This window comes from Streptomyces sp. sk2.1 (genome assembly GCF_008120935.1).
Taxonomy (GTDB): domain Bacteria; phylum Actinomycetota; class Actinomycetes; order Streptomycetales; family Streptomycetaceae; genus Streptomyces.
This window is the reverse complement of sequence record NZ_RDBO01000020.1, coordinates 165,069-190,808: the sequence shown is the minus strand read 5'-3', so window position 1 is coordinate 190,808 and position 25,740 is coordinate 165,069. Positions and strand designations below refer to the sequence as shown.

The 25,740-nt window shown below is 73.3% G+C and carries 23 protein-coding genes and 5 tRNA genes; 19 read left to right on the top strand and 9 right to left on the bottom strand.

Features of this window, described 5'->3' with window-relative positions; translation table 11 throughout:
- The first annotated feature begins 3 nt into the window (after positions 1-3).
- The gene (locus tag EAO76_RS04265; RefSeq protein ID WP_148833474.1) at positions 4-507 is read left to right on the top strand and encodes a GNAT family N-acetyltransferase; all 504 of its coding nucleotides are present in this window, start codon (positions 4-6) and stop codon (positions 505-507) included.
- A 196-nt stretch (positions 508-703) separates the two neighbouring features.
- Here EAO76_RS04265 and EAO76_RS04260 read toward each other — a convergent pair whose 3' ends face one another.
- Together EAO76_RS04260 and EAO76_RS04255 are read right to left on the bottom strand one after the other, a co-directional pair.
- The gene (locus EAO76_RS04260) at positions 704-1,141 is read right to left on the bottom strand and encodes a hypothetical protein (RefSeq protein ID WP_148833472.1); all 438 of its coding nucleotides are present in this window, start codon (positions 1,139-1,141) and stop codon (positions 704-706) included.
- Positions 1,142-1,143: 2 nt separating this feature from the next.
- Positions 1,144-1,503, bottom strand: a complete 360-nt coding sequence (locus EAO76_RS04255; protein WP_148833470.1) for a hypothetical protein — start codon at positions 1,501-1,503, stop codon at positions 1,144-1,146.
- A 613-nt stretch (positions 1,504-2,116) separates the two neighbouring features.
- Between EAO76_RS04255 and EAO76_RS04250 the strand changes: the two genes are divergently transcribed.
- The 11 genes from EAO76_RS04250 to EAO76_RS04200 all read left to right on the top strand — a co-directional run bounded on the left by EAO76_RS04250 (position 2,117) and on the right by EAO76_RS04200 (position 16,936).
- A complete protein-coding gene (locus EAO76_RS04250) occupies positions 2,117-3,178 on the top strand; it encodes a methionine ABC transporter ATP-binding protein (protein WP_148833468.1) in 1,062 nt (353 codons plus the stop codon).
- Positions 3,175-3,846: a methionine ABC transporter permease gene (locus EAO76_RS04245; protein ID WP_148833466.1), complete on the top strand. Its 672-nt coding sequence runs from the start codon at positions 3,175-3,177 to the stop codon at positions 3,844-3,846. The genes EAO76_RS04250 and EAO76_RS04245 overlap by 4 nt, the downstream gene beginning before the upstream one ends.
- A 73-nt stretch (positions 3,847-3,919) precedes the next feature.
- On the top strand, positions 3,920-4,786 hold the full coding sequence (locus EAO76_RS04240; RefSeq protein WP_148833464.1) for a MetQ/NlpA family ABC transporter substrate-binding protein: 867 nt from the start codon (positions 3,920-3,922) through the stop codon (positions 4,784-4,786).
- A 102-nt stretch (positions 4,787-4,888) separates the two neighbouring features.
- Positions 4,889-5,575 carry a GNAT family N-acetyltransferase gene (locus tag EAO76_RS04235; protein WP_148833462.1) on the top strand — a complete coding sequence of 229 codons (687 nt, stop codon included), beginning with the start codon at positions 4,889-4,891 and terminating at the stop codon, positions 5,573-5,575.
- A gap of 104 nt (positions 5,576-5,679) precedes the next feature.
- Positions 5,680-6,918 (top strand): precorrin-6y C5,15-methyltransferase (decarboxylating) subunit CbiE, encoded by a 1,239-nt coding sequence (gene cbiE, locus EAO76_RS04230; RefSeq protein WP_148833460.1) that lies wholly within the window; start codon positions 5,680-5,682, stop codon positions 6,916-6,918.
- Between the two features lie 332 nt (positions 6,919-7,250).
- The gene (gene cobT / locus EAO76_RS04225; protein WP_148833458.1) at positions 7,251-11,009 is read left to right on the top strand and encodes a nicotinate-nucleotide--dimethylbenzimidazole phosphoribosyltransferase; all 3,759 of its coding nucleotides are present in this window, start codon (positions 7,251-7,253) and stop codon (positions 11,007-11,009) included.
- Between the two features lie 171 nt (positions 11,010-11,180).
- The gene (gene cobA / locus EAO76_RS04220) at positions 11,181-12,443 is read left to right on the top strand and encodes a uroporphyrinogen-III C-methyltransferase (RefSeq protein WP_148833457.1); all 1,263 of its coding nucleotides are present in this window, start codon (positions 11,181-11,183) and stop codon (positions 12,441-12,443) included.
- 99 nt (positions 12,444-12,542) lie between these two features.
- Positions 12,543-13,442 carry an RNA methyltransferase gene (locus EAO76_RS04215; protein WP_148833455.1) on the top strand — a complete coding sequence of 300 codons (900 nt, stop codon included), beginning with the start codon at positions 12,543-12,545 and terminating at the stop codon, positions 13,440-13,442.
- Positions 13,443-13,802: 360 nt separating this feature from the next.
- Positions 13,803-14,360, top strand: a complete 558-nt coding sequence (locus EAO76_RS04210) for a heme-binding protein (RefSeq protein WP_148833452.1) — start codon at positions 13,803-13,805, stop codon at positions 14,358-14,360.
- A 237-nt stretch (positions 14,361-14,597) separates the two neighbouring features.
- Entirely contained in the window at positions 14,598-15,194 is a 597-nt protein-coding gene (locus tag EAO76_RS04205) for an ankyrin repeat domain-containing protein (RefSeq protein WP_148835563.1), read from the top strand.
- A 290-nt stretch (positions 15,195-15,484) separates the two neighbouring features.
- Positions 15,485-16,936, top strand: coding sequence for a cytosine permease (locus EAO76_RS04200; RefSeq protein ID WP_148833449.1), 1,452 nt, complete (start codon positions 15,485-15,487; stop codon positions 16,934-16,936).
- A gap of 210 nt (positions 16,937-17,146) precedes the next feature.
- On the opposite strand, the gene EAO76_RS04195 is transcribed toward EAO76_RS04200, so the two are convergent.
- Positions 17,147-18,514, bottom strand: a complete 1,368-nt coding sequence (locus EAO76_RS04195; protein ID WP_148833447.1) for a serine/threonine protein kinase — start codon at positions 18,512-18,514, stop codon at positions 17,147-17,149.
- 801 nt (positions 18,515-19,315) lie between these two features.
- Between EAO76_RS04195 and EAO76_RS04190 the strand changes: the two genes are divergently transcribed.
- The 3 genes from EAO76_RS04190 to EAO76_RS04180 all read left to right on the top strand — a co-directional run bounded on the left by EAO76_RS04190 (position 19,316) and on the right by EAO76_RS04180 (position 20,816).
- On the top strand, positions 19,316-19,525 hold the full coding sequence (locus EAO76_RS04190) for a hypothetical protein (protein ID WP_148833444.1): 210 nt from the start codon (positions 19,316-19,318) through the stop codon (positions 19,523-19,525).
- 253 nt (positions 19,526-19,778) lie between these two features.
- A complete protein-coding gene (locus EAO76_RS04185) occupies positions 19,779-20,474 on the top strand; it encodes an aminoglycoside phosphotransferase family protein (RefSeq protein WP_148833442.1) in 696 nt (231 codons plus the stop codon).
- 69 nt (positions 20,475-20,543) lie between these two features.
- Positions 20,544-20,816, top strand: coding sequence for a zf-TFIIB domain-containing protein (locus tag EAO76_RS04180; protein ID WP_148833440.1), 273 nt, complete (start codon positions 20,544-20,546; stop codon positions 20,814-20,816).
- Positions 20,817-20,942: 126 nt separating this feature from the next.
- On the opposite strand, the gene EAO76_RS04175 is transcribed toward EAO76_RS04180, so the two are convergent.
- The 5 genes from EAO76_RS04175 to EAO76_RS04155 all read right to left on the bottom strand — a co-directional run bounded on the left by EAO76_RS04175 (position 20,943) and on the right by EAO76_RS04155 (position 21,389).
- A tRNA-Val gene (locus EAO76_RS04175) sits at positions 20,943-21,017 on the bottom strand.
- Positions 21,018-21,040: 23 nt separating this feature from the next.
- A tRNA-Val gene (locus EAO76_RS04170) sits at positions 21,041-21,112 on the bottom strand.
- Between the two features lie 19 nt (positions 21,113-21,131).
- Positions 21,132-21,203 (bottom strand) — tRNA-Val (locus tag EAO76_RS04165).
- Position 21,204: 1 nt separating this feature from the next.
- Positions 21,205-21,278 (bottom strand) — tRNA-Cys (locus EAO76_RS04160).
- 38 nt (positions 21,279-21,316) lie between these two features.
- A tRNA-Gly gene (locus tag EAO76_RS04155) sits at positions 21,317-21,389 on the bottom strand.
- Positions 21,390-21,715: 326 nt separating this feature from the next.
- On the opposite strand from EAO76_RS04155, the gene EAO76_RS04150 reads away from it, so the two are divergent.
- The 3 genes from EAO76_RS04150 (at position 21,716) to EAO76_RS04140 (ending at position 24,472) form a co-directional block, all read left to right on the top strand.
- Positions 21,716-22,750: a chorismate-binding protein gene (locus tag EAO76_RS04150; RefSeq protein WP_148835562.1), complete on the top strand. Its 1,035-nt coding sequence runs from the start codon at positions 21,716-21,718 to the stop codon at positions 22,748-22,750.
- Positions 22,750-23,571 carry an aminotransferase class IV gene (locus EAO76_RS04145; protein WP_148833438.1) on the top strand — a complete coding sequence of 274 codons (822 nt, stop codon included), beginning with the start codon at positions 22,750-22,752 and terminating at the stop codon, positions 23,569-23,571. Before EAO76_RS04150 ends, EAO76_RS04145 begins: the two co-directional genes overlap by 1 nt.
- Before the next feature lie 64 nt (positions 23,572-23,635).
- The gene (locus EAO76_RS04140; protein ID WP_148833436.1) at positions 23,636-24,472 is read left to right on the top strand and encodes a GNAT family N-acetyltransferase; all 837 of its coding nucleotides are present in this window, start codon (positions 23,636-23,638) and stop codon (positions 24,470-24,472) included.
- A 23-nt stretch (positions 24,473-24,495) separates the two neighbouring features.
- Here EAO76_RS04140 and EAO76_RS04135 read toward each other — a convergent pair whose 3' ends face one another.
- Entirely contained in the window at positions 24,496-25,011 is a 516-nt protein-coding gene (locus tag EAO76_RS04135) for a DsbA family protein (RefSeq protein ID WP_148833435.1), read from the bottom strand.
- A 182-nt stretch (positions 25,012-25,193) separates the two neighbouring features.
- On the opposite strand from EAO76_RS04135, the gene EAO76_RS04130 reads away from it, so the two are divergent.
- Positions 25,194-25,640 (top strand): hypothetical protein, encoded by a 447-nt coding sequence (locus EAO76_RS04130; protein WP_148833433.1) that lies wholly within the window; start codon positions 25,194-25,196, stop codon positions 25,638-25,640.
- The last annotated feature ends 100 nt before the right edge of the window (positions 25,641-25,740 follow it).

Sequence of the window (25,740 nt, the reverse complement as noted above, 5' to 3'; positions counted from 1 at the left end):
CGGATGGGCACGAGCGTGATCATCTCGGCGGCGACGGAGCAGGACGCCGAACAGATCTTGAAACTCCAGTACCTCAGCTTCCAGAGCGAGGCGGAGCTGTACGGGAACTACCGGATCGACCCGCTCACCCAGACCCTCGACTCGATGCGCACCGAGATCGCCACGAACCTGGTGTTCGTGGCACGCCTCGGCGACGAGATCGTCGGTTCGGTCCGGGGAACCCTCGAAGGGGACGGGGTCGGGGAGATCGGCAGGCTCTGCGTCCACCCGCGGCTCCAGGGGCACGGCCTCGGCGCCCGGCTGCTCAAGGCGGCCGAGTCGGGCCTGGCCGCCGAGCGGTCGGCGACCCGTTTCCGGCTCCACACCGGACACCGCAGCGAGGGCAACCTGCGGCTCTACCGGCGGGCGGGATACACCCCCGTGGGCAACGAGACCGGCGGGGACGGCGTCCTGATGATCCTGCTGGAGAAGGACGCCACCGCGCCCGCGTACGTCGCCAGCGCGTAGCACCGGCCGAAGGCCGCCCGCGTGTGGGACCGGCCGGAAGCGGAACCCGCGACCGGCCGCGAGCGGAACCGGCCGGTCGCACGTTCCCGGTATGAGTACGGGGGCGGGGCGATCGGCCGCCCGCCCCCGCGCACGACGCCCGGCCGGACGGAGTCCGGTGGACCGGGCCGTACGCTCCCGCGCACGGGACGACCCGTCAGGCGGCCCTGGACCGGCGCAGCCACATCATCCCGGTGACCGGCAGGATCACCGGGATGAACAGGTAGCCCATGCCGAAGTCCGACCAGACGGTGTCGTCCGCGAACGCCGAGGGCTCCACCATCGTCCAGGTCCCGACGACCAGCACCCCCAGCAGTTCGGCGGCGCAGCAGACCAGTGCCGTCCTGCGGGCCCGCTCGCCCCCGCGCACCAGCGAGTACGTGATGAACCCGTACACGAGCGCGGAGGCGGCCGACAGCACGTAGGAGAGCGGCGCCCGGTCGAATTCCAGGATCATCTGGACGATCGCGCGGGAGGCCGCCGCGACGGTGAACACCCCGTAGAACCAGACCAGGACCCGGCCGGGGCCCGTGCCGAGGTCGAAGGGCTGCTTCTCGCCGGTGGCCGCCGAGGGGGAGCGGTCGGTGTCGGTCACGGTCAGTTTCCCCAGATGTCGTGGAGCCGTACTTCGAGGACGGCCAGCACGACCGCACCCGCCGCCACCGTCACCGAACCCCACCGGGTCCGCTCGGTCAGCGACAGGAAACCCGCGGCGGGCACCGCGAAGAACGCCCCGATCAGATACGCGATGAAGATCGTCATGCCCTGCTCGGGCCGCTCGCCCCGGGACAGCTGCACGATGCCCACCACCAGCTGGGCCAGCGCCAGCAGGGAGACCACGGCCATCCCGATGAAGTGCCAGTCCTTGGTCGGCTGGTCCCGGTAGGCGGCGAAACCGCACCAGGCGGCGAGGGCGAGCGCGGTCACGGAGACCGCGACCGTCAGGGCGACAAGCATGAGCCCGAGGGTATTACGGGCCGTGCCGCTCCCCGCGTGCGCCCCCGCCCGGGCCGCGGACCGGACGGGGCGGTCCGGGCGCGGAACCGGGGCCGGCCGTGGCCTTGACCACAACCCGAGGCCGTTCCGGTCCGGTAACGGAAGCGGCCCGCACCCCCGTTCGGGGCATGTTTTCGCAGGTCACAGTCTTGGTGCTGGGAATCCGGGGCGGCAACCGGACCGGTCCGGACCAGTGTCCACGACTGTCCGCCATCCGGACAATCGGGTCGCGAGGACCGTTACGTCTGTTTTACTTGGGCCATGACCACGACGAGCAGCCGCATCCTTGCGACCGAGGCGATCACGACGCCCGGTGCTCGTTGTATGTGTCGAATGCGCACCTTCTGAGGGCCCCCGCCCGATCCTCGCGCCCCGAAGCGAGACCGAGCCCGCGCCGTCCGCACCCGGCGGAACGAGCCTGCCTCGACGCCACCGCCCGGCCCCTGCCGCGCCGGCCCGCTCCGAGAACTCCGCTCGGAACGTCCGATCGAAGCGTCCCGACAGTCCCATTCAGACGAATGCCCCGTGCCCGGCGGACACCGCGCCGCGCACTCGACAGTGACGGAAACCCCCTGTGATCACCACCACGGGCCTCACGAAGGTCTACCAGTCGCGCGGCCGGGAGGTCACCGCCCTCGACGGCGTCGACCTGCATGTCCGCGAGGGCGAGGTGTACGGCGTCATCGGACAGAGCGGCGCCGGCAAGTCCTCCCTGATCCGCTGCGTCAACCTCCTGGAACGCCCCACCTCCGGCACCGTGACCGTGGCCGGCCGGGACCTCACCGCCCTCGCCGGGCGCGGCCGGCGGGCCGGCCGGGAACTGCGCGAGGCGCGCAGCCGCATCGGCATGGTCTTCCAGCACTTCAACCTGCTGGCCTCCCGCACCGTCCAGGGCAACGTCGAACTCCCGCTGGAGATCCTCGGCGTCCCCGGCCGGGACCGCTCCCGCAAGGCCCTCGAACTCCTCGGCCTGGTCGGCCTCGCCGACAAGGCCAAGGCATACCCGGGCCAGCTCTCCGGCGGCCAGAAGCAGCGCGTCGGCATCGCCCGCGCGCTCGCCGGGGACCCCGAGGTGCTGCTCTCCGACGAGGCGACCTCCGCCCTCGACCCCGAGACCACCCGCTCCATCCTCCAACTGCTGCGCGACCTCAACCAGCAGCTGGGCCTGACCGTCCTGCTCATCACGCACGAGATGGACGTCGTCAAGACGATCTGCGACTCCGCCGCACTGATGCGGAAGGGACGCGTCGTCGAATCCGGAACCGTCGGCGACCTGCTCGCCACCCCCGGCTCCGAACTGGCCCACGAGCTGTTCCCGGTCGGCGGTACGGCCTCCGGCCCCGACCGCACGGTCGTCGACGTCACCTTCCGCGGCGAGGCCGCCACCCAGCCGGTGATCTCCCAGCTCTCCCGCACGTACAACATCGACATCTCGATCCTGGGCGCCGCGATGGACACGGTCGGCGGCAACCAGATCGGCCGGATGCGCATCGAGCTGCCCGGCCGCTTCGAGGAGAACGTCGTCCCGATCGGTTTCCTGCGGGAGCAGGGCCTCCAGGCCGAGGTCGTGGAGGACGCGGCCACCGCCATCCCCGTACAGACCCCCGCCCCGCTCACCGAGGAGGTGGCCAAGTGACCTGGTCCGAAATGCAGCCACTGCTCACCCAGGGGACCGTCGACACCCTCTACATGGTGCTCTGGTCCACGGTCGTCACCATCCTGGTCGGGCTCCCGCTCGGCGTCCTGCTGGTTCTCACCGACAGGGGCGGACTGCTCCAGAACACCCCCGTGAACAAGGTCGTCGGAGCGATCGTGAACGTCGGCCGCTCGCTGCCGTTCATCATCCTGCTGATCGCCCTGATCCCCTTCACCACCTGGATCGTCGGCACCTTCATCGGCCCGACCGCGATGATCGTCCCGCTCGCCGTCGGCGCCATCCCGTTCTTCGCCCGGCTCGTCGAGACGTCCGTCCGCGAGGTCGACCACGGACTCGTCGAGGCCGTCCAGTCGATGGGCGGATCCATCCCGACGATCGTCCGCAAGGTCCTGCTGCCGCAGGCGCTGCCCTCGCTCGTCTCCGGCGTCACCACCACCGTCATCGTGCTCATCGGCTACTCCGCGATGGCCGGGGCCGTCGGCGGCGAAGGACTCGGATCCAAGGCCGTCACCTACGGATTCCAGCGCTTCGACAACCAGTTCATGCTCATCACCGTCGCGCTGCTCGTCGTCATCGTGACCGCGGTCCAGCTGATCGGCGACGTGGCCGTACGCCTGCTGGCCCGCCGGGGCCGCACCGCCACCTGAGACTTCCTCTCCTCACAAGCCCGCACTCCTTGTCCGGGCGCACCACCCTCACCACCGGAAAGAGGCACTTTTCGTGCGCAAGAACATCAAGATCACCGCGGCTGCCGCCGCCACCGCCGCCCTCGCCCTCGGCCTCAGCGCCTGCGGAACGGACTCCGACCCGTCCGCCAAGAGCGACACCGGCGCCGGGGCCGACACCTCCAAGGCGCTCGTCGTCGCCGCGTCCCCCACGCCGCACGCCGACATCCTGGAGTTCGTCGCGAAGAACCTGGCGGCGAAGGAGGGCCTCAAGCTGGAGGTCAAGGAGTTCACGGACTACGTCCTGCCGAACACCGCCACCGAGACCGGCCAGGTCGACGCCAACTTCTTCCAGCACCAGCCGTACCTCGACGACTTCAACAAGAAGAAGAACACCCACCTCGTCTCCGTCGGCGCCGTCCACCTGGAGCCCCTCGGCCTGTACTCCAAGAAGGCCGAGGGCCTCAAGGACATCAAGGCCGGCCAGACCATCGCCGTCCCCAACGACACCACCAACGAGGGCCGCGCCCTCCAGCTGCTCGCCGAGAACGGCCTCATCACCCTCAAGGACGGCGTCGGCACCAGCGCCAAGCTGAGCGACATCACCGACAAGAAGGGCCTGGAGTTCAAGGAGCTGGAGGCCGCCACCGTCCCCCGCGCCCTGAACGACGTCGACGCGGCCGTCATCAACGGCAACTACGCGATCGAGGCCGACCTCAAGCCCGGCAAGGACTCCCTGGTCCTGGAGAAGGCCGACGGCAACCCCTACGCCAACATCGTCGCCGTGAAGGAGGGCAACGAGAAGGACGTCCGCGTCCAGAAGCTCGTGAAGCTCCTGCACTCCGACGAGGTCAAGAAGTTCATCGAGGACACCTACCAGGGCTCGATCGTCCCGGCCTTCGGCACCGCGACCAAGTCCTGACCCCCGCACGGCATTTGTCCGAAGAGCCCCGCGCACCCCGTCAGGGGGCGCGGGGCTCCGCCGTGCCGGACCCGACCATGCGCGCCGGTGCCCCGATGCTGCATGCTGTGCATTCACACGGCCTTCGGCATGGAGCTGCGCATGACTTCCACCTTTCCGGACATCTCCATCAGCACGGACAGGTTGGTGATGCGTCCCTTCGACATGGTGGACGTCCCCGCGTACATCGAGATGATGAACGACGAACTCGTCACCGCCTGGACCGACGCCCCCCACCCCTACACCCGGATCGACGCCGAGCGCTGGGTCCGCAGGATCGCCCCCGCCCGGCGCACCAGCGGTGACGGCATCGTCCTCGCCGTCACCGAGTTCCTCACCCAGCGGCTCGTCGGCTCCGTCCGGCTGGGCAACACCGACTGGCGCACCCGCGCCACCGAGGTCTCGTACATCACCGCCCCCTGGGCGCGCGGCGAGGGCTATGCCACCGAGTCCGTGCTGGCACTGGCCCAGTGGCTCTTCGACGACCGGGGCTTCGAACGCATCGAGCTGCGCACCGCGGCCGACAACACCGCCGCCCAGCAGGTCGCCCAGAAGCTCGGCTGCATCAGCGAGGGCGTCCTGCGCAACGCCCGCATAGCGCGCACCCGGACCGAGAACGGCACGGACGGCGGCTGGACCGACATCCGGACCGACCTGATCGTCTGGGGCCTGCTCCCCGAGGACCTCGAAGGCGTCGCCGAGCAGCTCGCCGACGCGGGCGGCTACGGTGCCTACAGCGACTGGAACTGACCTCCCGGAGGGGTCCTGACGCTCCGTGGGCATGGACCGGGTACCCTCGCCCTGCCCCTTCACGAACATCCCCACCTGCGACGACTCCAGGAGACTGACGACACATGGCCGATCGGGTCACCGTGATCGGCTGGGACGGCTCACCACTGACCGGAGCGGCCACGGCCGCCCTCTCGGCCGCCACGCTCGTCGCCGGAGCCGCCCACCACCTCGCACTGCCCGAAGTGCCGGCGCAGGCCGAGCGCATCCGCCTGGGCTCCATCGACCTGGCCGCCCGCCGGATCGCCGGACACCGCGGCAGCGCCGTGGTCCTCGCCGACGGGGACCCCGGCTTCTTCGGAGTCGTACGCAACCTCCGCGCGCCCGAGCACGGCCTGGAGGTGGAAGTGGTCCCCGCGGTCTCCTCCGTCGCCGCCGCGTTCGCCCGCGCGGGAATGCCGTGGGAGGACGCCCGGATCGTCGTCGCCCACCCCCGCACCCTGCGCCGCGCCGTCAACGTCTGCCGCGCCCACCACAAGGTCGCCGTCCTCACCTCGCCCGGGGCGGGCCCCGCCGAACTGGCCCTGCTCCTCGAAGGAGTCCACCGCACCTTCGTCATCTGCGAGGAACTCGGCACCGACCGTGAACAGGTCACCGTCGTCACCTCCGACAAGGCCGCCGACCACGTCTGGCGCGACCCCAACGTCGTCATCGTCATCGGCGGCGGCCCCGAACCGCAGGCCGCCGGCGGATGGATCGCGGGCGGCCACCCCATCTGCCCCCGCGGAGTACGCGGCTGGGCACTGCCCCCGGAGGCGTACCCGGACGACGCCGCGGGCGGCGGGGCGGCGGGCGGCGAAGGCGAGTCCCCGGGGCTGCGCGCCGCCCAACTGGCCCGCCTCGGCCCCCGCACCGGCGACCTCCTGTGGGACATCGGCTCCGGCGGCGGGGCCCTGGCCGCGGAGGCGGCCCGCTTCGGCGCGGCGGTCCTGGCGGTCGACAGCGACCCGGCCGCCTGCGCCCGCACCGCGGCGGCGGCACGGGCCCTCGGGGTCCAGATCCAGGTCGTCGAGGGCCGCGCGCCGCACGTGCTGGAACGGCTGCCGGAACCCGACGTCGTCCGGATCGGCGGCGGCGGGGTCCCCGTCGTCACCGCCGTCACCGAGCGCCGGCCGGAACGCATCGTGACCCACGCGTCGACGCGCGACGAGGCCGAGGCGCTCGGCGCCGCGCTCACCGGGAACGGATACGCCGTCCGGTGTTCGCTCCTCCAGTCCGTCGAACTCGACACGGCCGCATGGTCGGAGCGTGAACGTTCGGTCGTGTTCCTGCTCTCCGCGACGCGTTCCGACCTCGCCCCCTGACCCGGCCGCGTGCGGCGGGAGGTAGGCTGGCCGATCGTTGTACCGCGGTCGGACGTTCGTCGTTTCGCTCGTCAATGTCCGGAAAAGGGGACTGTTTTGGTCCCCGCTGTGGTACGGCGGAACCGGGGGATGCGCAACGTGGCGCAGTCCACAGCGGGCCGTGGCGAAATGGGCTGCCGCGGCGGCGAACGGACGTGAGAATGCAGTATGTCCACGACCGTTTCGTGCCGCGCGGCGAGCCCGCTCGTTCTTGTTGACGAGCACCGGGGCGCCGTGTTCGGACGTTCCGGACGAAGGGCCGAAGGAGCACTGACGATGGGCGAGGGGTACGCATGAGTGACACCGGCCAGATCCCGGTCGAGGGACTGCCGGAGAACGCGGGCACGGTGGAGCAGCCGGGCATCGCCGCCCCGGACGCCTACACCTACCTCGCCCCCTCCGAGCACGTTCCCGAGGACGACGACCTCCTGCTGATGCCGAGCCCGCAGGGCGCCTGGAGCGACCCGCAGACCGTACCGGCCCCCGGCCAGTACCCCGAGCCCGTCGCCGTCCGGGCACCGGTGCCCGGACAGGGCGTTCACCCGGCGCAGGCCGCGGCCCAGTCCTATGCCCAGCCGACCGCCGAGACCCCCGCCCAGCCGCAGGGGCCCGTGCAGGTCCAGGTCCAGGAGCCCGTGCAGGCACCGGCCGCGGACGTGTACGCCGCCGCTCAGCAGGCGGTGGCGGAGCCCCCGGCCGTGACCGGCCGGGGAACGCATGAATCCGGTGGCCGCGATTCCGGTTCGGTCGACCTGAGCGGTGTGCGCATCCCCTCGCCCGCGCAGGTTCCCGCCCAGGCGGCACAGTCCCAGACCCCGACGCGCCGGCCGCTGCACCGCGGACCGGCCGTGGCCGACGGCGGCCCGTCGTACGGCGGGGCGTCGACCGGCGGCGTGGTCCGTTCGCTCGCGGACCGGGGGCCCGCGGGCGCGCCCCAGGCCCCGGTCCAGCCCCAGGCACCCGCCCAGACCCAGGCCCAGGCCCCCGCGCCGCAGGCCGCCGGCCCCGAGTACTTCGCGCCGGACGACGACGCGGCCGTGCTGCCGGGTCCGCAGCTCGGCGAGATCCTTCCGCAGGGCGGCAGCCCGTGGGCGGCGCAGCCGGCGGCGGTTCCGGTGACGGCGGAGGCGACCGCAGAATCGGTCGTTCCGGAGCAGGGCGCCGAGCCGGCCGCGGAGTCGGCCGCCGAGCCGGTGGCGGTGGCACAGCCGGTGCAGGCCGCTCCGGCCGTGGCACCGGAGGCCGTGGCGGCTCCGGTGGCCGAGCCGGTGCCGGGGGCGGTCGAGGCCCCCGCCGGGATTCCGGCCGAGGGCCTCGTCGAGGCCGCGGTGCCCGCGGATGCCGCGGTGCCCGTCGAGACCGCAGTGCCTGTCGAAGGCGCCGTGTCCGTCGAGACCGCCGTGCCTCAGGAGGCCCAGGGGACTCCGGAGACGCAGGAGACCCAGGAGGTCCGGGAGGTCCAGGGGGCCCAGGAAGCCGTTCCCATGGGGCAGTTCGTGCCCGTGGAGGGTTCGGTCCCTACGACCCCGCACCTGGCCCCGACACCCGTCGCGGAGCAGGTCCCGGCGCAGCAGGACGCTGAGCAGATCCCGGTACAGCTCGCCGAGCAGACCGTCGGGGCGGGGGGCGCGGAGGCCGACTCCGCGGCCGGGCCCGAGCACGGGGCGATCGCGGTGGAGCCCGCCCAGGACCCTCGGCCGGACGCCGGAGCGGTGCCGGCCGGTGACGCCGGGGAGTCCGCCGCACCCGCCGGGGCCATCGTGCCCGTGGAGGGCGCCGAAGCGGTCCGGGCCGCCGAGGGCGTCCACAGTGCCGCGCCCGCCGAGGTGCCCGCGCAGGTTCCCGGCCCCGTCGCGGACGCCGGGGCACCGGGCCCGGACGCGCCCGGACCGGAGGCCGAGGCGGGCCCGGAGGTCATCGAGACCCCGGACCCGACCACCCCCGCGGACGTGGTGGAGGCCGCCCCCCTCGTGGAGCCGGTGGCAGCCGCGCCCCTGCAGGACACGGTGACCGAGCACGACGAGATCGTCTTCGCGCAGTCCGTGGACCGGCCGCGGGAGACGCCCGAGGCGGCCCCGGCCCCCGGCACCGAGCCCCTCGCGGCGGAAGCCCCCGAGCCGGCCGGGGCCCCGGAGACGGCCGGAGCCCCCGAGGAGCGGACCGTCGAAGTACCGGTCGCCGCGGCCCCGGTCGTGGAGGAGCCCCCGGCTGCCGGAGCGCCCCAGGTCCCCGCGGCGGAGACCCCCGAGGCGGAGACCCCCGCGGCCGAAGCCCCCGGGGCGGAGGCGTCCGAGTCCGGCGAGGCCCCGGTCCCCGCCGGTCCGCCGGCCCCCGGCTACGACGACGCCGAGCGCGAGGCGGTGCTCCGCGTCATGCGCGAGCGGCGCGACATCCGCAACGGCTTCCGCAACGACCCCATCCCGCACGAGGTCCTGCTCCGCGTCCTCGAAGCCGCGCACACGGCACCCAGCGTCGGCCACTCGCAGCCCTGGGACTTCGTCGTCATCCGCTCCGCGGAGACCCGCCGCGCCATGCACGAACTGGCGCAGCGCCAGCGCGACGCCTACGCCAAGTCGCTGCCCAAGGGCCGGGCCAAGCAGTTCAAGGAACTGAAGATCGAGGCCATCCTCGACACCCCGGTGAACATCGTCGTCACCGCCGACCCCACCCGGGGCGGCCGGCACACCCTCGGCCGGCACACCCAGCCGCAGATGGCCCCGTACTCCTCCGCGCTCGCCGTCGAGAACCTCTGGCTCGCCGCCCGTGCCGAGGGCCTCGGCGTCGGCTGGGTCAGCTTCTTCGACGAGCGTGAGATGGTCCGCGCCCTGGGCCTGCCCGAGCACCTCGAAGTCGTCGCCTACCTGTGCGTCGGCTACGTCGACGAGTTCCCCGAGGAGCCCGAGCTGATGCAGGCGGGCTGGTCCAAGCGCCGCCCGCTGTCCTGGGTCGTCCACGAGGAGACGTACGGGCGGCGCGCCCTGCCCGGCGAGGAGCCGCACGACCTGCTCCAGGAGACCATCGCCAACATCCGTCCGCTGGACGCCAAGGCGCTCGGCGAGGCGTGGGAACGCCAGAAGCGGATGACCAAGCCCGCCGGTGCCCTCGGCATGCTGGAGATCATCTCCGCGCAGCTGGCCGGGCTCTCCCGGGTGTGCCCGCCGCCGATCCCGGAGCCCGCGGCCGTCGCGATCTTCGCGGGCGACCACGGCGTGCACGCCCAGGGCGTCACCGCCTGGCCGCAGGAGGTCACCGGCCAGATGGTCGCCAACTTCCTCGGCGGCGGCGCGGTCTGCAACGCGTTCGCGTCCCAGGTCGGCGCCGAGGTGTGCGTGATCGACGTCGGCGTGGCCGCGGAACTGCCCGCGACGCCCGGCCTCCTGCCCCGCAAGGTCCGGGCCGGGACGGCCGACTTCACCACCGGCCCCGCGCTGACCCGCGAAGAGGTGCTCGCGGCGATCGAGGTCGGCATCGAGACCGCCCGCGACCTGGTCGCGGCGGGCAACAAGGGCCTGCTCACCGGTGAGATGGGCATCGCCAACACCACGGCGTCGGCCGCGCTGATCTGCGTGTACACGGGCATGGACCCGGCCGAGGTGACCGGTCGCGGCACCGGCATCAACGACGAGATGCACGCCCGCAAGGTCGACGTGGTCCGCCGGGCCCTGGAGTTCCACCAGCCGGACCCGGCCGACCCGATCGGTGTCCTGGCCGCGGTCGGTGGCCTCGAACACGCGGCGATGGCCGGCTTCCTGCTGGGCGGCGCCTCGCTGCGCACCCCCGTCATCCTCGACGGCGTCAGCGCGGGTGCCGCGGCCCTGGTCGCCCGCGCGATCGCCCCCGAGGCCCTGGCCGCCTGCATCGCGGGCCACCGCAGCGCCGAGCCCGGCCACGTCGCCGCCCTCAACAAGCTGGGGCTGCGCCCGCTGGTCGACCTCGACCTCCGCCTCGGCGAGGGCACGGGCGCGCTGCTGGCACTGCCGATCGTGCAGAGCGCGGCGCGGGCGATGCACGAGGTGGCGACCTTCGACGCGGCGGGCGTCACGGAGAAGTAGCCCCGGGGCCGGGGGAGCGGACGGGCCGAAGAACGGCCCGTCCGCTCCCCGACGCGTCGCGGCCACCCCACCGCGTATCGTTGACCCGCCCCGCGAACCCGCACGTCACAGCCGCTCCACCGCCGCAGCGGCCTCCGCATTCAGTCCCCTGCACGAGGAGTCCGCACCGCCATGGCCGAGCACGCAGAGCGCACCGATCACCCCGCGTACCCCGTCGGACTGCGGCTCGGCGGCCGCCGCGTCGTCGTGATCGGCGGCGGCCAGGTCGCTCAGCGCCGCCTCCCCGCGCTCATCGCGGCGGGCGCCGACATCGTCCTCGTGTCCCCGTCCGCGACCCCGTCCGTCGAGGCGATGGCCGACGCCGGCGAGATCCGCTGGGAGCGTCGCGGGTACGCCGACGGGGATCTGGCCGGCGCCTGGTACGTCCTCGTCGCGTCCGACGACCTCGCGGCGAACGACGCCGCGTCGGCCGAGGCCGAACGCAACCGGATCTGGTGCGTCCGCAGCGACGACGCCGACGCTGCCACCGCCTGGACCCCGGCCACCGGCCGGGGCGAGGGCGTCACCGTCGCCGTCCTCACCGCGGGCACCCACGACCGCGACCCGCGCCACTGCGCCGCCGTCCGCGACGCCATCGTCGAGGGCCTGCGCGACGGCACCCTCGCCGCGCCCCACCACCGCACCAGGGCCCCCGGCGTGGCCCTGGTCGGCGGCGGCCCCGGGGACCCCGACCTGATCACGGTCCGCGGCCGCCGCCTCCTCGCCGGGGCCGACGTCGTCATCGCCGACCGGCTCGGCCCGCGCGACCTGCTCGACGAACTGCCGCCGCACGTCGAGGTGATCGACGCCGCGAAGATCCCGTACGGCCGCTACATGGCCCAGGAGGCCATCAACCAGGCGCTCATCGACCACGCCAAGGCGGGCAAGGCCGTCGTCCGGCTCAAGGGCGGCGACCCGTTCGTCTTCGGCCGCGGCATGGAGGAGGCCCAGGCGCTCGCCGCCGAGGGCATCGCCTGCACCGTCGTCCCCGGCATCTCCAGCTCGATCTCCGTGCCCGGCGCGGCCGGAATCCCCGTCACCCACCGAGGGGTGGCCCACGAGTTCACCGTCGTGAGCGGCCACGTCGCCCCCGACGACGAACGCTCGCTGGTCGACTGGGAGGCCCTCGCCAAACTGCGTGGCACCCTGGTGCTCCTGATGGCCGTCGACAAGATCGGCGCCATCGCCCGCGCCCTCATCGCCCACGGCAAGGCCCCCGGCACACCGGTCGCCCTGGTCCAGGAGGGCACCACCGCCGCCCAGCGCCGGGTGGACGCCACCCTGGAGACCGTCGCCGAACGGGCCGCGGCCGAGGAGGTGCGCCCCCCGGCGGTCATCGTCATCGGCGAGGTCGTCGCGGTCGGCGCGGACACCGCGCCGCTCCCCGCCGAATGACCGGCGCGGACATCTCGCGGACCCCATCGAGTAACCGGCGGTAACGGAACTTCTTCCGATCCGTTGGCACCACACACCGGACAAGGCAGTATCGAACCCGTGGCCGACCTCATCACCATCGACGACCCCGACGACCCCCGTCTGCACGACTACACCGGGCTGACCGACGTCGAGCTCCGGCGCAGACGGGAGCCCGCCGAGGGGCTCTTCATCGCCGAGGGCGAGAAGGTGATCAGACGCGCCAGGCACGCCGGGTACGAGATGCGGTCCATGCTGCTCTCGGCGAAGTGGATCGACCTGATGCGGGACGTCATCGACGAGGTCCCCGCCCCGGTGTACGCGGTCAGCCCCGAACTGGCCGAGCGCGTCACCGGCTACCACGTCCACCGCGGTGCCCTCGCCTCGATGCAGCGCAGGCCGCTGCCGACGGCGGACGAGCTGCTGACGACGGCCTTCGGCACGGCGGACGCGGAGACGGCGGCCGGCGACCGTGCCGGCCCCGCGGCGGTGCCGCTCCAGGGTCCGGGGGAGCGCCCGGTCCGGCGCGTCGCCGTCTTCGAGGACATCGTCGACCACGCCAACCTGGGCGCCGCCTTCAGGAACGCCGCCGCCCTCGGCATCGACGCGGTCCTGCTCACCCCGCGCTGCGCCGACCCCTTCTACCGGAGGTCCGTGAAGGTCTCGATGGGGGGCGTCTTCCAGGTGCCGTGGACCCGCCTGGAGTCCTGGCCGAAGGACATCGGCATCCTGCGTTCCGCGGGGTTCACGCTCGCCGCCCTCTGCCTGAGCGAACGGGCGATCACCCTCGACGAACTCGCCGCGCGCGACGACGAGAAGCTCGCGCTGGTCTTCGGTACGGAGGGCGCCGGACTCACCCCCGGCACCCTCGCCGCGGTCGACGAGCACGTCCGCATCCCGATGGACGCCGGTGTCGACTCCCTCAACGTGGCGGCCGCCTCGGCCGTGGCCTTCTACGCCACCAGGCCGCGAACGGCCTGACCCCGGGCGTGCCGCGCCCGCCCKTCCCGCCCGAGCCGCCCGTACGTCCCGCCCCCGCGGAACGTACGGGCGGAAGTCGGCGGGGCGGGTCCGCGCGTCCGCACATCCTTCCGGGCCGATGGAGCCGGGAGGTCGGGGAAGCCCGAAGGCCGGGAGGTCCAGGGGCGTCCGGGGTCAACCGATCGGATGACCCCCGGGTCGGCTTTCCCGCTCGTCACATGCAGCCGGTACGTCGACGGGACGGGCGGGCGTGCGGCCGCACTCTTGATCCGAGCGGGACGGCAGGAGCCGGCGGGCCCGGAAGCCGGATTCCCCGGGCGGACGGGGCCGCGACCCCCATCCATCACAGGAGTGACCGGAATGAAGCACGCGAGGAAGACCTCGAAGCGCATGCGCACCGTCATCGGCGGCACGGTGGCCGGCGCCGTCGCGCTCGGGACCTTCGCCGTGGTGACGGCCAACGCGGGCTCGGCCGGGACCACCGCCCCCCGGGCGGAGGCGGCGGGCGAGAACCTGGTCCGGTCCACCCACCTGACGGTCGAGGCCGCGACGAAGGCGGCGCGGGCGACGCTGGACGCCGCGGAGAAGGAGAACCAGCGCGTCTCGGTCGCCGTCGTCGACCGCAACGGCAACACCGTCGTCACCCTGCGCGGCGACGGCGCCGGCCCGCAGTCCTACGAGTCGGCCGTGAAGAAGGCCTACACCGCCGTCTCCTGGAACGCCCCCACCTCCGAACTGGCCAAGCGCCTGGAGAACGCCCCGACGCTGAAGGACATCCCGGGCACCCTCTTCCTCGGCGGCGGCGCCCCCGTCACCGCGAAGGGCGCCCCGATCGCGGGCATCGGCGTCGCCGGCGCCCCGTCCGGCGACCTGGACGAGAAGTTCGCCCGGGCCGGCGCCGCGGCCCTGAACGAGTAGGACAGGAGCGGAGGTCGCGTGATGCCGCCCTTCGACGACGGCGACGCCGCGGGCGGGGGCGACGCGTCCTCCCGGTTCCGGTCGGCGCACGGCACCGTCCGTACCGTGCGCCGTCGGTTCCTCGACCCCGTCCGCGTCCGGGCCGGCCTCAGGGCGGGCATCGGCATCGCGGTGCGTACGCGGATGAGGACGATGTCGGCCGTGCTGCGCGGTGCGAGCAGCCCGAGGAGCACTCCCATGACTCCCGCCGGACACGCCCTGCTGGCGGCGGCGGGCGCGGGTGACACCGCGGGGGTGCGGGCCGCGCTCGCCGCCGGTGCCGAGGCGGAGGTGCGGGATCGCCACCGCCGCACCCCGCTCCTGCTCGCCGCCGCGGGCGACCACGTGGCCGCGGCCGAGGTGCTCGTCGCCGCGGGAGCCGACCCCGACGCCCGGGACGACCGCGAGGACAGCGCCTGGCTGGTGACCGGGGTGACCGGCAGCGTGGCGATGATGCGCACCCTGCTCCCGGCCGGCCCCGACCCGTCGTCGTGCAACCGTTTCGGTGGCACCGCCCTGATTCCCGCCTGCGAACGCGGCCACGTCGGCTACGTACGGGCCCTGCTGCGCGAGACCGACATCGACGTCGACCACGTCAACCACCTCGGCTGGACCGCCCTGCTGGAGGCGGTGATCCTGGGCGACGGCGGCCCCGCGCACGAGGAGGTCGTGGAACTGCTCATCACGGCGGGCGCCACCGCCGGCCTCCCGGACGGCGACGGCGTCACGGCCCTCGAACACGCGCAACGGCGCGGATTCACGTACATCGCGGGCCTGCTGCGAGCCGTGCGCTGAGACGCGCCCGCCGAGTCCGGTGCGGGCCGGCCCCGTACACACCCCGGGCCGCGGAGCTCCCGGTCCGGGCGCCGCGCCCGGGCATGCCGGGCCCCCGCGCAGGGCGGGGCCGGAAGCGGACGCGCGGCAAGGTGCGAATTTGCTGATGCGCCGCCCTCTCCGTCCGTTCCGGATCCGTGCCGGTCAGGGTCTTGACGGTCGCACGGAACACGCTATTGGATGTGCGACCAATAGGTAATTGGCCGGGCGCTCAATAGTGGCATCGCGGTCCGTGGATCCGAGAGGTCTCGATGGCGACGAACTCCACCCCTTCCGTACGGTCCTCGAACTCCTCCCCGGGGCCCTCCGACAGCCACGGCCCCGAACGCGCGGGGCAGTTGGAGACCCGGGGCATCGACCTGGTGCCCGCGGACGAACGCGGCGGGCGCCCGCGCCGGCTGTTCGCGGTCTGGGCGGCGCCGAACGTGAGTTATCTGAGCTTCGTCGTCGGAGCCACGCTGATCCTCATGGGGCTCACGCTCCCGCAGGCCATCGGCGTGATCCTCACCGGGAACCTGCTGTGGATCTGCACGGGCGTCCTGGCGGCGAGCGGTCCGGTCGCCGGTACGAGCGGATCGGTCATCTCGCGCGCGATGTACGGCGTCGTGGGCAACAAGGTCGTGCTCGTCCTGACCGGCTGGCTCCTCGCCGCGGCCTACCTCGCCCTGAACTGGTCGGCGGCCTCGGTCGCGGGCATCGGACTGGCGGGCCGGATGGGGCTGCCGGACAGCCGGGCCGTCGACGCGGTCGTCATCTGTCTCATCGCCGGGGGGACGCTGCTGATAGCGATCTTCGGATACGCCCTGATCGTGCGCCTCTACGCCGCGCTCAGCGTCCTCCTGACCGTCGTGTTCGTCGTGGTCACGGGGTACGTGCTCGCCGGGACCGACTGGTCCTACGCCCCGGCCGAGCCGCTGCGGGGCGCCGCGCTCGTCGCGACGCTCGGCGCGGGCTTCACGATCGTCGCCTCCGCCCCGCTCTCGTACAGCAACAGCCCCGACCTCGCCCGCTACCTGCCCCGCGACAGCAGCCCGGTCGCCGTCGCCGGGTGGACGGCTCTCGGCGCGTACCTGCCGAGCGTCGTCTTCACCGCCGTCGGCGCGTTCGCGGCGACCGGCCTCGACATGAGCGACCCGCAGGCCGCGCTGGAGACCATCCTGCCGGGCTGGTTCGTCCCCGTCTTCGTCATCGCGGTCGTCGTCAACACGATGACGAACAACGGCATGACGGCCTACAGCGCCGGCCTGTCCATCCAGTCGGTCGGCGTCCGCCTCGCCCGCATCCCGGCGGTCCTGGTCATCGGTGTCCTCGGCACGGCGATGACGCTGTACGCGATCCTCGTCTTCGACTTCCTGACCAGCGTCAACACCATGCTCCAGCTCGTGGTCGTGGTGACCGGTCCGGCCATGGCGGTGGCCGTGACCGACCTGGTCCTGCGACGCAACCGCTACGACGGCGCCGTCCTCCTGGAGGCGCGGCGCGGCGGCCCGTTCTGGTACCGCGGCGGCGTCCACTGGGCGGGCGTCCTGGCGCTCGTCGTCGGCGGCATCGCCGCCACGATGTGGGTGACCACCAGCTTCTGGACCGGCCCGGCCGCGAAGGCCCTGTGGGGTGTCGACGCGGCGGTCTTCGCCGGCATGATCACGGCTTCCGCCGTCTACTGGGCGGCGACCCGCGTCCTCGGGAGCATCCCGCGCGGCTGACCCGCGCCCCGGCCGGCTCCACGCGCACGGGAGCCGGCCCCCACGTGCCGTACCGATCCACGAAAGGCTCCCGTGCCGGTCCCGTTCCTGCGGCACGGGGCCTTCCGCACCGGACGCCGGGAGGCGGCCGGTGATGCCCGGACCCGGTCCTCCCGCCGTCACGCGCGATCGTCCACCGGTGCTCCGCCGCCCCGGCCGCCCCCCCCGGACCTACCGGCTCCGACCCTGCGTCTGCTCGTGGCCCCGGTCGGCCCCCAGCCCGCGGGCCGGTCCCTGGCAGCCCTGGGCCGCCGCGATGCCCAGCGCCACCAGCAGCGTCACCACGACGAAGACGACGAGCCGCTGCCGCAGCAGCCGCGGATTGGCGGGCCGCAGACCCGCCGAGGTCGTCCGGTTCCCGGGCCGCGTCCCCGGCCTGCCGTTCGTCGGCCGGCCGTTCGTCCCGTTCGCGCCCTGCGGACGCCGGCCGGACCGGGTGGTGCTGCGCGGCTGCTGCGGACGCGAGCCGCCGGTGCGAGAACCACCGGTGCGCGAACCGCCGGTACGAGAACCATCGGTACGCGAACCACCGGTGCGCGCACCCCCCGCCCTGGACGACGGGCCCTGCCTGCTGTCCTGCGGAAGCTTCTGCCGACGGGGCCCGGGAGGCGCCGCGCGCCTGGTCTGCTGCTCGGTGTACGGGCCGTCGAGACGGCCGGTCGGCCGGTCCGGATCCTGCGTCGAGCGCTGCGCGGGCGGCCGGCCCGCGCGCAGCCCCTGCGCCTCCCGCGCCGCGATCTCCTTGAGCCGCATGGAGAGTTGGAGCGTGCTCGGCCGCTCCTCGGGGTCCTTCGCCAGACAGGCACTCACCAGCGGCGCCAGCGCGTCGTGCACATCGTGCAGCTGCGGCTCCTCGTGCACCACGCGGTACAGCATCACCTCGGAACTGCCGTGCCCGAAGGGAGAGTCGGCCATCGCCGCGTACGCCAGCGTGGCACCGAGCGAGAACACGTCGGTCGCGGGCGTCACCGCCGCGCCGCGCACCTGCTCGGGGGCGAGGAATCCCGGCGAACCCACCGCCGTGCCGACATGGGTGAGCGTGGAGGCCCCGGTCGCCCAGGCGATCCCGAAGTCGATGATCCGGGGACCCTTGGGGGAGAGGAGGATGTTCGACGGCTTCAGGTCACGGTGCACCACACCGGCCTCGTGCACCGCCACCAGACCCTCGGAGAGCGCGGCCCCGATCGAGGCCACCTCGACCGCCGACAACGGGCCTTCCTCGGCCACCTTGTCGTGCAGCGAGGGCCCCGGGACGTACTGGGTGGCGAACCACGGGCGGTCCGCCTCCAGATCGGCGGCCACCAGCCGCGCCGTGCAACCACCGCGGATCCGCCGGGCCGCGGACACCTCGCGCGCGAACCGCGAGCGGAACTCCTGGTCCTCCGCCAGATCGGGGCGGATCACCTTCAGCGCCACCCGCTGACCGCGCCGGTCCGAACCCAGGTAGACGACACCCATGCCGCCCGCCCCGAGCCGCCGGTGCAGCCTGAACGAGCCGACGACACGCGGGTCCTCGCGCCGGAGCCGCATCATCGCCATGTCTGCCCATCCCCGCTGCCTGGTCCGCCTGACGAGGCACAGCTTACGTACCCGGCGCCCGGGGCGCTCAGAGGCCGCGCCCTCGCCGGACGATCGATTGTCGGTACGCGGCACGGGCCGTGACGGGCCGTGGGCCGGGAGCCGGCCCGCGCCGCATCGGCCCCCGCTCCCAAAGCGGTTGCCCCGAAAGGCCGTTGGAGCCACATGGCCGAAAACCATATGGTGCGACCCGGGCCGGCGCGGGCGTGCGCGGACCGCCGCCGGCCCGGCCGGTCGCGTCGCCGGGCCGACGGGGAAGAGGGAGGGTGAGTGAAGTCACGGTCACGGACGGTTCCGCCGGGCCGTGACGGGCGGGTCCGGCGGCCCGCGGACGACGTCCCGTGCCCCGGATCCGGACCATGTCCGACGGAGGTACGACAACGGCACCAGAAATCGGGTGAATGCCCGACCCCGCAGTCCGCCACCCGCCCGGACGGTTCCGCGACCTCCGCCACTTTTTCCCTGGTCAAAGCCTCTTGCCCAGTCATTCAGGCGCCCGTCGGACACCTTGATACATCGGAGGTCGCGCGTGAGGAGTACCCGACAACCCCTCAGGGATGTCCCCAAGGGCGCGCACCCGTTCTCCACCCAGGGGAGTACATCGCCCACCGGTGGCTCATCCTCCGGGAGGCCCGGCATTAGGTACGCGGGCATGACGTCGTCCGTCCCCCGCGTCCCTACTGTTGAGGTCAAGCGGCGGGCGCAACACTCGTCCCCCGAGGTCACACGCCCGCCGCTCCATATCGAGTCGGGAGAGGAACCATGGCGGACACGGCAACGCGGACCATGATCCGTACGCGGGGGCGCAGGTTCCACACTGCGTTCGGCGCCCGTCCGTCGTCCGGCACGCGCCACCCCCTGGTGGCGACGGCGATGGTTCTTCCCCTGGCGGCCCTGCTCGTGGTCGTCTTCGGCGGCTGGGACGCGGTGGTCACACAGGCGTCGTCCGTGGGCGTGATGCTGGGGCGCTGAGCGGCGCCCGGGGTCCGGAAGAGCGGTCCGGACCGGGACATCCGGCCAACAGCCCCGTGGGGACGGGGGTGCGGCGGACGGCAGCGTTTGTCCGGTCAGCTGGGGAGCTGACCGGACATCGCGTTTTCCGGAACCGTTCACGACGGAGCGCCCACCCCCATGCGTCCGGGGCGCCCTCCGGCGCGCGTACGCTCGTCGACGGGCCCGGCACGGACCGGACCGCCCGTGCATCCGCTCGCCACCGGGGGAGACCGTGACCACCGCAGTCATACGCGCGCTGGGCGACCTCGCCCACCGGGCCGCGCACCCGCGCCCCGAGACCCCCTGCGCCTGCCCGTCCCCGACGGTGCTCGCGGACCGCGCGGACGGCACCGTGGTCCGCAGCGGGACCGTCGTCGCCAAGGCCCACGCCCCCGGCACGGACGCCCCCGGTCTGCTCACCCGCCTCGCCCTCGCGGACGATCCCCGGTTCGCCGGCATCCTGCTCGCACCGCTGCACCCCCGCCCCGCCCGGAACCCCGAAGCCCCCGGGCCGGATGTCCCGGTCCGGACCGCTCTTCCGGACCCCGGGCGCCGCTCAGCGCCCCAGCATCACGCGCACGGGCCCTGGCTGCTCATCGACGTCGACGACCTCGGCCTCGGCGACCCCGCCTGGGACCTCGCCCGCCCCGCCGCCTGGTACGCGGCCGGCCTCCTGCCCCCCGAGGTCTGGTCCCGTTTCCTGGGCGCCTACCGGGCCGCTGGCGGCCCCGCCGTACGCGCCGAGGGCGACCCCTGGCCCGAACTGGACGTCCCGGCCCGCGCCCTGACCGTCCAGTCCGCCGCGCTGGCGATCGCCAAGTCCGCGGCGGAGGGACGGGCTCCGGACGAGGTGGAGCGGACGATGCTCGACGCCTGCGCCCGAATCGCCTCCCTCCTGCCGGAGTTGGCCGCCGGGCAGTCGTCGTAGGCTGAACCGACCGTCGGCGGACATCCCTTCCGGCGACGGCGGTCCCAGAACGAGGAGTGAGCCGAAACCATGCAGTGTCCCAAGTGCCACGCGCAGATGCACACGTACAACCGCAACGGCATCCAGATCGAGCAGTGCAGCGGCTGCCGGGGAATCTTCCTCGACTACGGCGAGCTGGAGACCCTCACCCGCATCGAGGCGCAGTGGGCGCAGCAGGCCCCGCCCGCGCCGCCGGCCCCGCAGGCGTACCCCGCCGCCCCTGCGCCCGCCTGGGGCGCGCCGCAGCACCACGGCGGCCACTACCGGCACAAGAGCTTCGGCCGCATGCTTTTCTCGTCCTGAACCGGACGGCCGCACCGAGCGCCTGACCACGTGGGTCCGGACGTCTCCCGTCCGGACCCACGGGCGTCCACCGCGCCCGGCGGGAACGAAGAAGCCCCGGTCGTCGATGACGACCGGGGCTCTCGATGGTGCGCGATACTGGGATTGAACCAGTGACCTCTTCCGTGTCAGGGAAGCGCTCTCCCGCTGAGCTAATCGCGCAGGGTGAACCTGCGTGTACTGCGTGCGCGATACTGGGATTGAACCAGTGACCTCTTCCGTGTCAGGGAAGCGCTCTCCCGCTGAGCTAATCGCGCGGGGATCCTTGCGGATCAGTGGACGATACTGGGATTGAACCAGTGACCTCTTCCGTGTCAGGGAAGCGCTCTCCCGCTGAGCTAATCGTCCTTGGAGGTGGAGACGGGATTTGAACCCGTGTAGACGGCTTTGCAGGCCGTTGCCTCGCCTCTCGGCCACTCCACCCGGAGTGAGGGTTCGGGAAGATCCCCCACTTTTCTGCGAGCGGACGACCAGGTTCGAACTGGCGACCTCAACCTTGGCAAGGTTGCGCTCTACCAACTGAGCTACGTCCGCTTGTCTTTCCCGGTCCGCTTGCGCGTCCCGGCGACGTGTTGAACTCTAGCGGATTCCCCGGCCAGTACAAAAACGCGTTTGCGCAGCGTGCTGAGGTGCACCCGCCCCGGTGCGGGTCGCCGCACGTCCCCCGGGCGTCCCTCCCGGCAAACCCCGCCCCACGGAGCCCCCTGACGCGCGGGCCCGGGGCACCGACCGAAAGCCCAGGTGGCCCCGGTGGGGGAGGGTCCGGCCGGGGTGCGGTCGCGGGTCCGGACCCCGCTCACCGGCCCGACCCGACCCGGACGGAAGACCCTAGACTCGACCGCGTGCACGACCTTGCTCCAATGGCCCGCTTCGACGGCCTCCTCGCGACCGACCTGCGGGATGTGACCAGTGATCCCGCGGCCCTCGAATCAACCGGGTTCTGGGCCGTCTCCGCCGATTTCGAGGGCCGCCTCGTCTGCGCGCGCTTCGGTTCCGTACGCAGGCGGCCGGTGCCCGCCCCGGTGCCCGGCGCCTGGCGCGGCCCCGCGGTCGACGACTGGACCTCGTCCCTGGACCGGGCCATGTACACCACGGGCGTACGACGGATCCGTGAACACATCGCGACGGGCGAGGTCTACCAGGCCAACCTCTGCCGGGTGATGACCGCGCCCCTGCCCGACCCGGCCGCCGCGGACGTGGACGCGCTGACCGCGCTGCTGGCCCGGGGCAACCCGGCCCCGTACGCAGGAACGATCCGGCTGCCCGCGCACGGCGTCGAGATCGCCACCGCGTCCCCCGAGCTCTTCCTCCGGCGGGACGGCCGGACCGTCGAGTCGGGGCCGATCAAGGGCACCGGCCGGACCGAGGGCGACCTGCTGGAGAAGGACCACGCCGAGAACGTGATGATCGTCGACCTGGTCCGCAACGACCTCGGCCGGGTCTGCGCCACCGGCTCGGTCACCGTCCCCGACCTCTGCGTGGTCGAGAAGCACCCCGGCCTGGTCCACCTCGTCTCCACCGTGCGCGGCGAACTCGCCGAGGGCGTCGGCTGGCCCGAACTCCTCGACGCCGCGTTCCCGCCCGGATCGGTCACCGGGGCGCCCAAGTCCAGCGCCCTGCGGATCATCCGGGAACTGGAGACCGCGCCGCGCGGGCCCTATTGCGGAGGCATCGGCTGGGTCGACGCCGACCGCCGCACCGCCTCGCTCGCCGTCGGCATACGCACCTTCTGGATCGACCGGACCGGAACGGTGCCGGTGCTCCGCTTCGGCACCGGGGCCGGCATCACCTGGGGCTCGGATCCCGAACGCGAATGGGACGAGACCGAACTCAAGGCGTCCCGACTGCTCGCGGTGGCGTCGGGCGAACACGGAACAACAGGAAGGACCGCATGATGAGGATGTGGGTGAACGGCGGCCTGCGGGACGCCGACGACGCCAGGGTGTCCGTGCTCGACCACGGGCTCACCGTGGGGGACGGCGTCTTCGAGACGATCAGGACCACCGACGGCAGGCCCTTCGCCCTCACCCGCCATCTCGACCGGCTGGCCCGGTCGGCCCGCGGCCTCGGCCTCCCCGAGCCCGACCCGGACGAGATACGCCGGGGCTGCGCCGCCGTCATCGACGCCAACCCGATGCCGCTCGGCCGGCTGCGCATCACCTACACCGGCGGACTCTCCCCGCTCGGCTCCGACCGCGGCGACGCGGGCCCCGGGCTCGTCATCGCCCTCGGCGGGGCCGCCCGCCGCCCCGACACCACCGCCGTGATCACCGTCCCCTGGACGCGCAACGAACGCGGTGCGCTCGTCGGGCTCAAGACGACCTCGTACGCCGAGAACGTCGTCGCCCTCGCCCGCGCCCACGAGCACGGCGCGTCGGAGGCGCTCTTCGCCAACACGGTCGGACAGCTCTGCGAAGGCACCGGCTCCAACGTCTTCGTCGTGCTCGACGGACAGCTGCACACCCCGCCCGTCGCCTCCGGCTGCCTCGCCGGGATCACCCGCGCGCTGGCCGTGGAATGGACGGGCGCACAGGAGACCGAGCTGCCGTTCGACGTCCTGGAACGGGCCGAGGAGATCTTCCTGACCTCCACGCTGCGCGATGTGCAGGCCGTCCACCGGGTGGACGACCGGGAGCTGCCCGGCGGCCCCGGGCCGGTGACCGCGAAGGCCATGCGGATCTTCGAGGAGCGGGCCGGGAACGACCTCGACCCGTAGGACCGGCACCCCGAATCCGTAAAACCGGGTGACGCGGCGGGGCCGGGTGGATAGAACAGCACTGATGACCACCACCCTCCGGCCGACCGGGCCGATCCAGCAAGGCGCCGACGGCGCGAAGACCCGTGCGTACGACGTGTGCGACAACGGACGGCCCGTCGGCTCCGTCGAGGTCGGCACCGACGCGGCGTTCGGTGCGGGGGCCGGCGTGCTGCGCTCCCTGCGCATCGACGAACCGGACCGGCGGCGCGGGCGCGGCACCATAGCCGCGCTCGCCGCCGAGGAGGTGCTGCGCGGCTGGGGCTGCGCCCAGGTCCGCCTGGAGGCGCCGGCGGACGACGAGGCCGCCCGGGGCCTGGCGGCCGCGCTCGGCTACACCGAGCGCAGCCGCAACATGCTCAAGGAACTCGGCCCCGAGGCCCCCGCGCTTCCGGACGGGGTCGTCGCCAGGCCGATGTCCGCCGAGGAGTTCGACACCTGGCTGAGCACCAGCGTCGAGGAGTACGCGAAGTCCTGGACCGACCGGGGCGTGCCGGCCGAGCAGGCCATGCGCAAGTCCGTGTCCGACCACGAGCGCAATCTGCCGGACGGCCGGGACACCGAGGGCATGCTCCTCCACGTGCTGGTGGACCGGGACGCGGTCGTCGGCCACGTGTGGGTGTCGGTGCGCGAGGAGATCGAGGGCGTGGGCGCCGGATTCGTCTTCGACGTCGAGGTGGCCGAGGAGCACCGGGGCCGCGGCCACGGACGCACCCTGATGCTGCAGGCGGAGCGCCTCGTCCTGGACGCGGGCCTCCGCCTGCTCGGGCTGCACGTGTTCGCCTCCAACACGCCCGCCCTGCGGCTGTACGAGTCGCTCGGCTACCGGACGGCCCGGTACAACCTGGCCAAGGACCTCTGACCCGTCCGTCCGGCCCCGTCCGCTCAGCCCCGTTCGGCGAGCAGCCGGTCGGCGATCTCCACGATGCGCTCCCGCAGCCCGTCCTGGCTCCTGCCGCCGTCCAGCCGCTCGTCGCCGATCACGTACGTCGGGGTGCCGGTGACCCCGATCGCCTTGCCCTCGGCCTGGTCGGCGTCGACGATCAGCATGTGCCGTCCGTCGATCAGGGCGGTGTCCATCTCCTCGGTGTCCAGGCCGAGTTCCCGCGCCACCTCGATCAGCAGCGGCTCGCCGACGCGGCCGAGGTCGTCGGTGCGGGCGAGGAGGGCCTCGACGTACGCCCAGTCCTTGCCCTGGGCCACGGCCTCCTCGGCGGCCTGCGCGGCGGCGTGGGCGTGCTTGTTCTTCTCCAGCGGGAAGTGCCGCAGCCGTACCTCCAGCCGGTCGCCGTACCGGGCCCGCAGGGCCCGCACATCGTCGAGGGCCCGGTGGCAGTCGGGGCACTGGAGGTCGCACCAGATGTCGAGGACGACGGGCGCGGCAGGGGTGGAATCGCTCATGGGACCAGTCTCCCAGGCCCCGCCCGCGCCTCCCGAACCGCACCCGTCCCGGTGGCCCCGGGGCGGCACCTGGGGAGGATCCCGGCCCTGAAAAGTCCCTGATGTGGTCCTCCGTCATGGCCGCCCGCCCGGTCGTCGGTGCAGGATGGAAGGGACGTTTCCCCGTGCGCCTGGAGGCACCGATGCTTGCCGAGACCATCTGCGCCGCGGTGTCCGCCGCCGGCCTGGGCATCGCCGCCGTCACCGCGTACCGCAGGCGTTTCCTCGCCGCCGCCCGGATCGCCGCCTACTCGCTGGTCCCGATCGGGCTGGCGCTGACCGGGATCGTGGACTGGGTGGCCGGAATCGCCTTCAAGCCGAGCATCTGGGCCGGCTTCGGGCTGCTCGCGCTGGCCTGGGTGCTGTTCACGGCCACGCGCGCGGTCGAACGCCGCAGCGGCGGCACCCGCAAGGAACGCAGGGCCGCGGCACGGGCGGCGCGGGCGGACGCCGTCGCCCCCGGGGCCTCGGCACCTTCCCTGGGAGCCGGGGCACCGGCGGCCCCGAAGGCGAAGCCCCGGCAGCAGCCCGCCTCGTCCGGTGACGACTTCAGCGACATCGAGGCCATTTTGAAGAAGCACGGCATCTGACCCGCGCCGCACCGGGCGGCGGACCGCCCCGGGGCGCCGTCCGTACGATGGGGCGACGCCGCGGACGGGCGCGGCCGAGGGCATCGGTGGGGCAGGACGA

Bases quoted from the DNA above. Each gene is read 5' to 3' on its own strand.
- cobA (WP_148833457.1), top strand. From the start codon at position 11,181: ATGGCCGAGCACGCAGAGCGCACCGATCACCCCGCGTACCCCGTCGGA.
- EAO76_RS04190 (WP_148833444.1), top strand. From the start codon at position 19,316: ATGGCGGACACGGCAACGCGGACCATGATCCGTACGCGGGGGCGCAGG.
- EAO76_RS04265 (WP_148833474.1), top strand. From the start codon at position 4: ATGGGCACGAGCGTGATCATCTCGGCGGCGACGGAGCAGGACGCCGAA.
- EAO76_RS04145 (WP_148833438.1), top strand. From the start codon at position 22,750: ATGAGGATGTGGGTGAACGGCGGCCTGCGGGACGCCGACGACGCCAGG.
- EAO76_RS04150 (WP_148835562.1), top strand. From the start codon at position 21,716: ATGGCCCGCTTCGACGGCCTCCTCGCGACCGACCTGCGGGATGTGACC.
- EAO76_RS04210 (WP_148833452.1), top strand. From the start codon at position 13,803: ATGAAGCACGCGAGGAAGACCTCGAAGCGCATGCGCACCGTCATCGGC.
- EAO76_RS04235 (WP_148833462.1), top strand. From the start codon at position 4,889: ATGCTGTGCATTCACACGGCCTTCGGCATGGAGCTGCGCATGACTTCC.
- cbiE (WP_148833460.1), top strand. From the start codon at position 5,680: ATGGCCGATCGGGTCACCGTGATCGGCTGGGACGGCTCACCACTGACC.
- EAO76_RS04255 (WP_148833470.1), bottom strand. From the start codon at position 1,503: ATGCTTGTCGCCCTGACGGTCGCGGTCTCCGTGACCGCGCTCGCCCTC.
- EAO76_RS04205 (WP_148835563.1), top strand. From the start codon at position 14,598: ATGACTCCCGCCGGACACGCCCTGCTGGCGGCGGCGGGCGCGGGTGAC.
- EAO76_RS04195 (WP_148833447.1), bottom strand. From the start codon at position 18,514: ATGGCGATGATGCGGCTCCGGCGCGAGGACCCGCGTGTCGTCGGCTCG.
- EAO76_RS04200 (WP_148833449.1), top strand. From the start codon at position 15,485: ATGGCGACGAACTCCACCCCTTCCGTACGGTCCTCGAACTCCTCCCCG.
- EAO76_RS04140 (WP_148833436.1), top strand. From the start codon at position 23,636: ATGACCACCACCCTCCGGCCGACCGGGCCGATCCAGCAAGGCGCCGAC.
- EAO76_RS04180 (WP_148833440.1), top strand. From the start codon at position 20,544: ATGCAGTGTCCCAAGTGCCACGCGCAGATGCACACGTACAACCGCAAC.
- cobT (WP_148833458.1), top strand. From the start codon at position 7,251: ATGAGTGACACCGGCCAGATCCCGGTCGAGGGACTGCCGGAGAACGCG.
- EAO76_RS04135 (WP_148833435.1), bottom strand. From the start codon at position 25,011: ATGAGCGATTCCACCCCTGCCGCGCCCGTCGTCCTCGACATCTGGTGC.
- EAO76_RS04130 (WP_148833433.1), top strand. From the start codon at position 25,194: ATGCTTGCCGAGACCATCTGCGCCGCGGTGTCCGCCGCCGGCCTGGGC.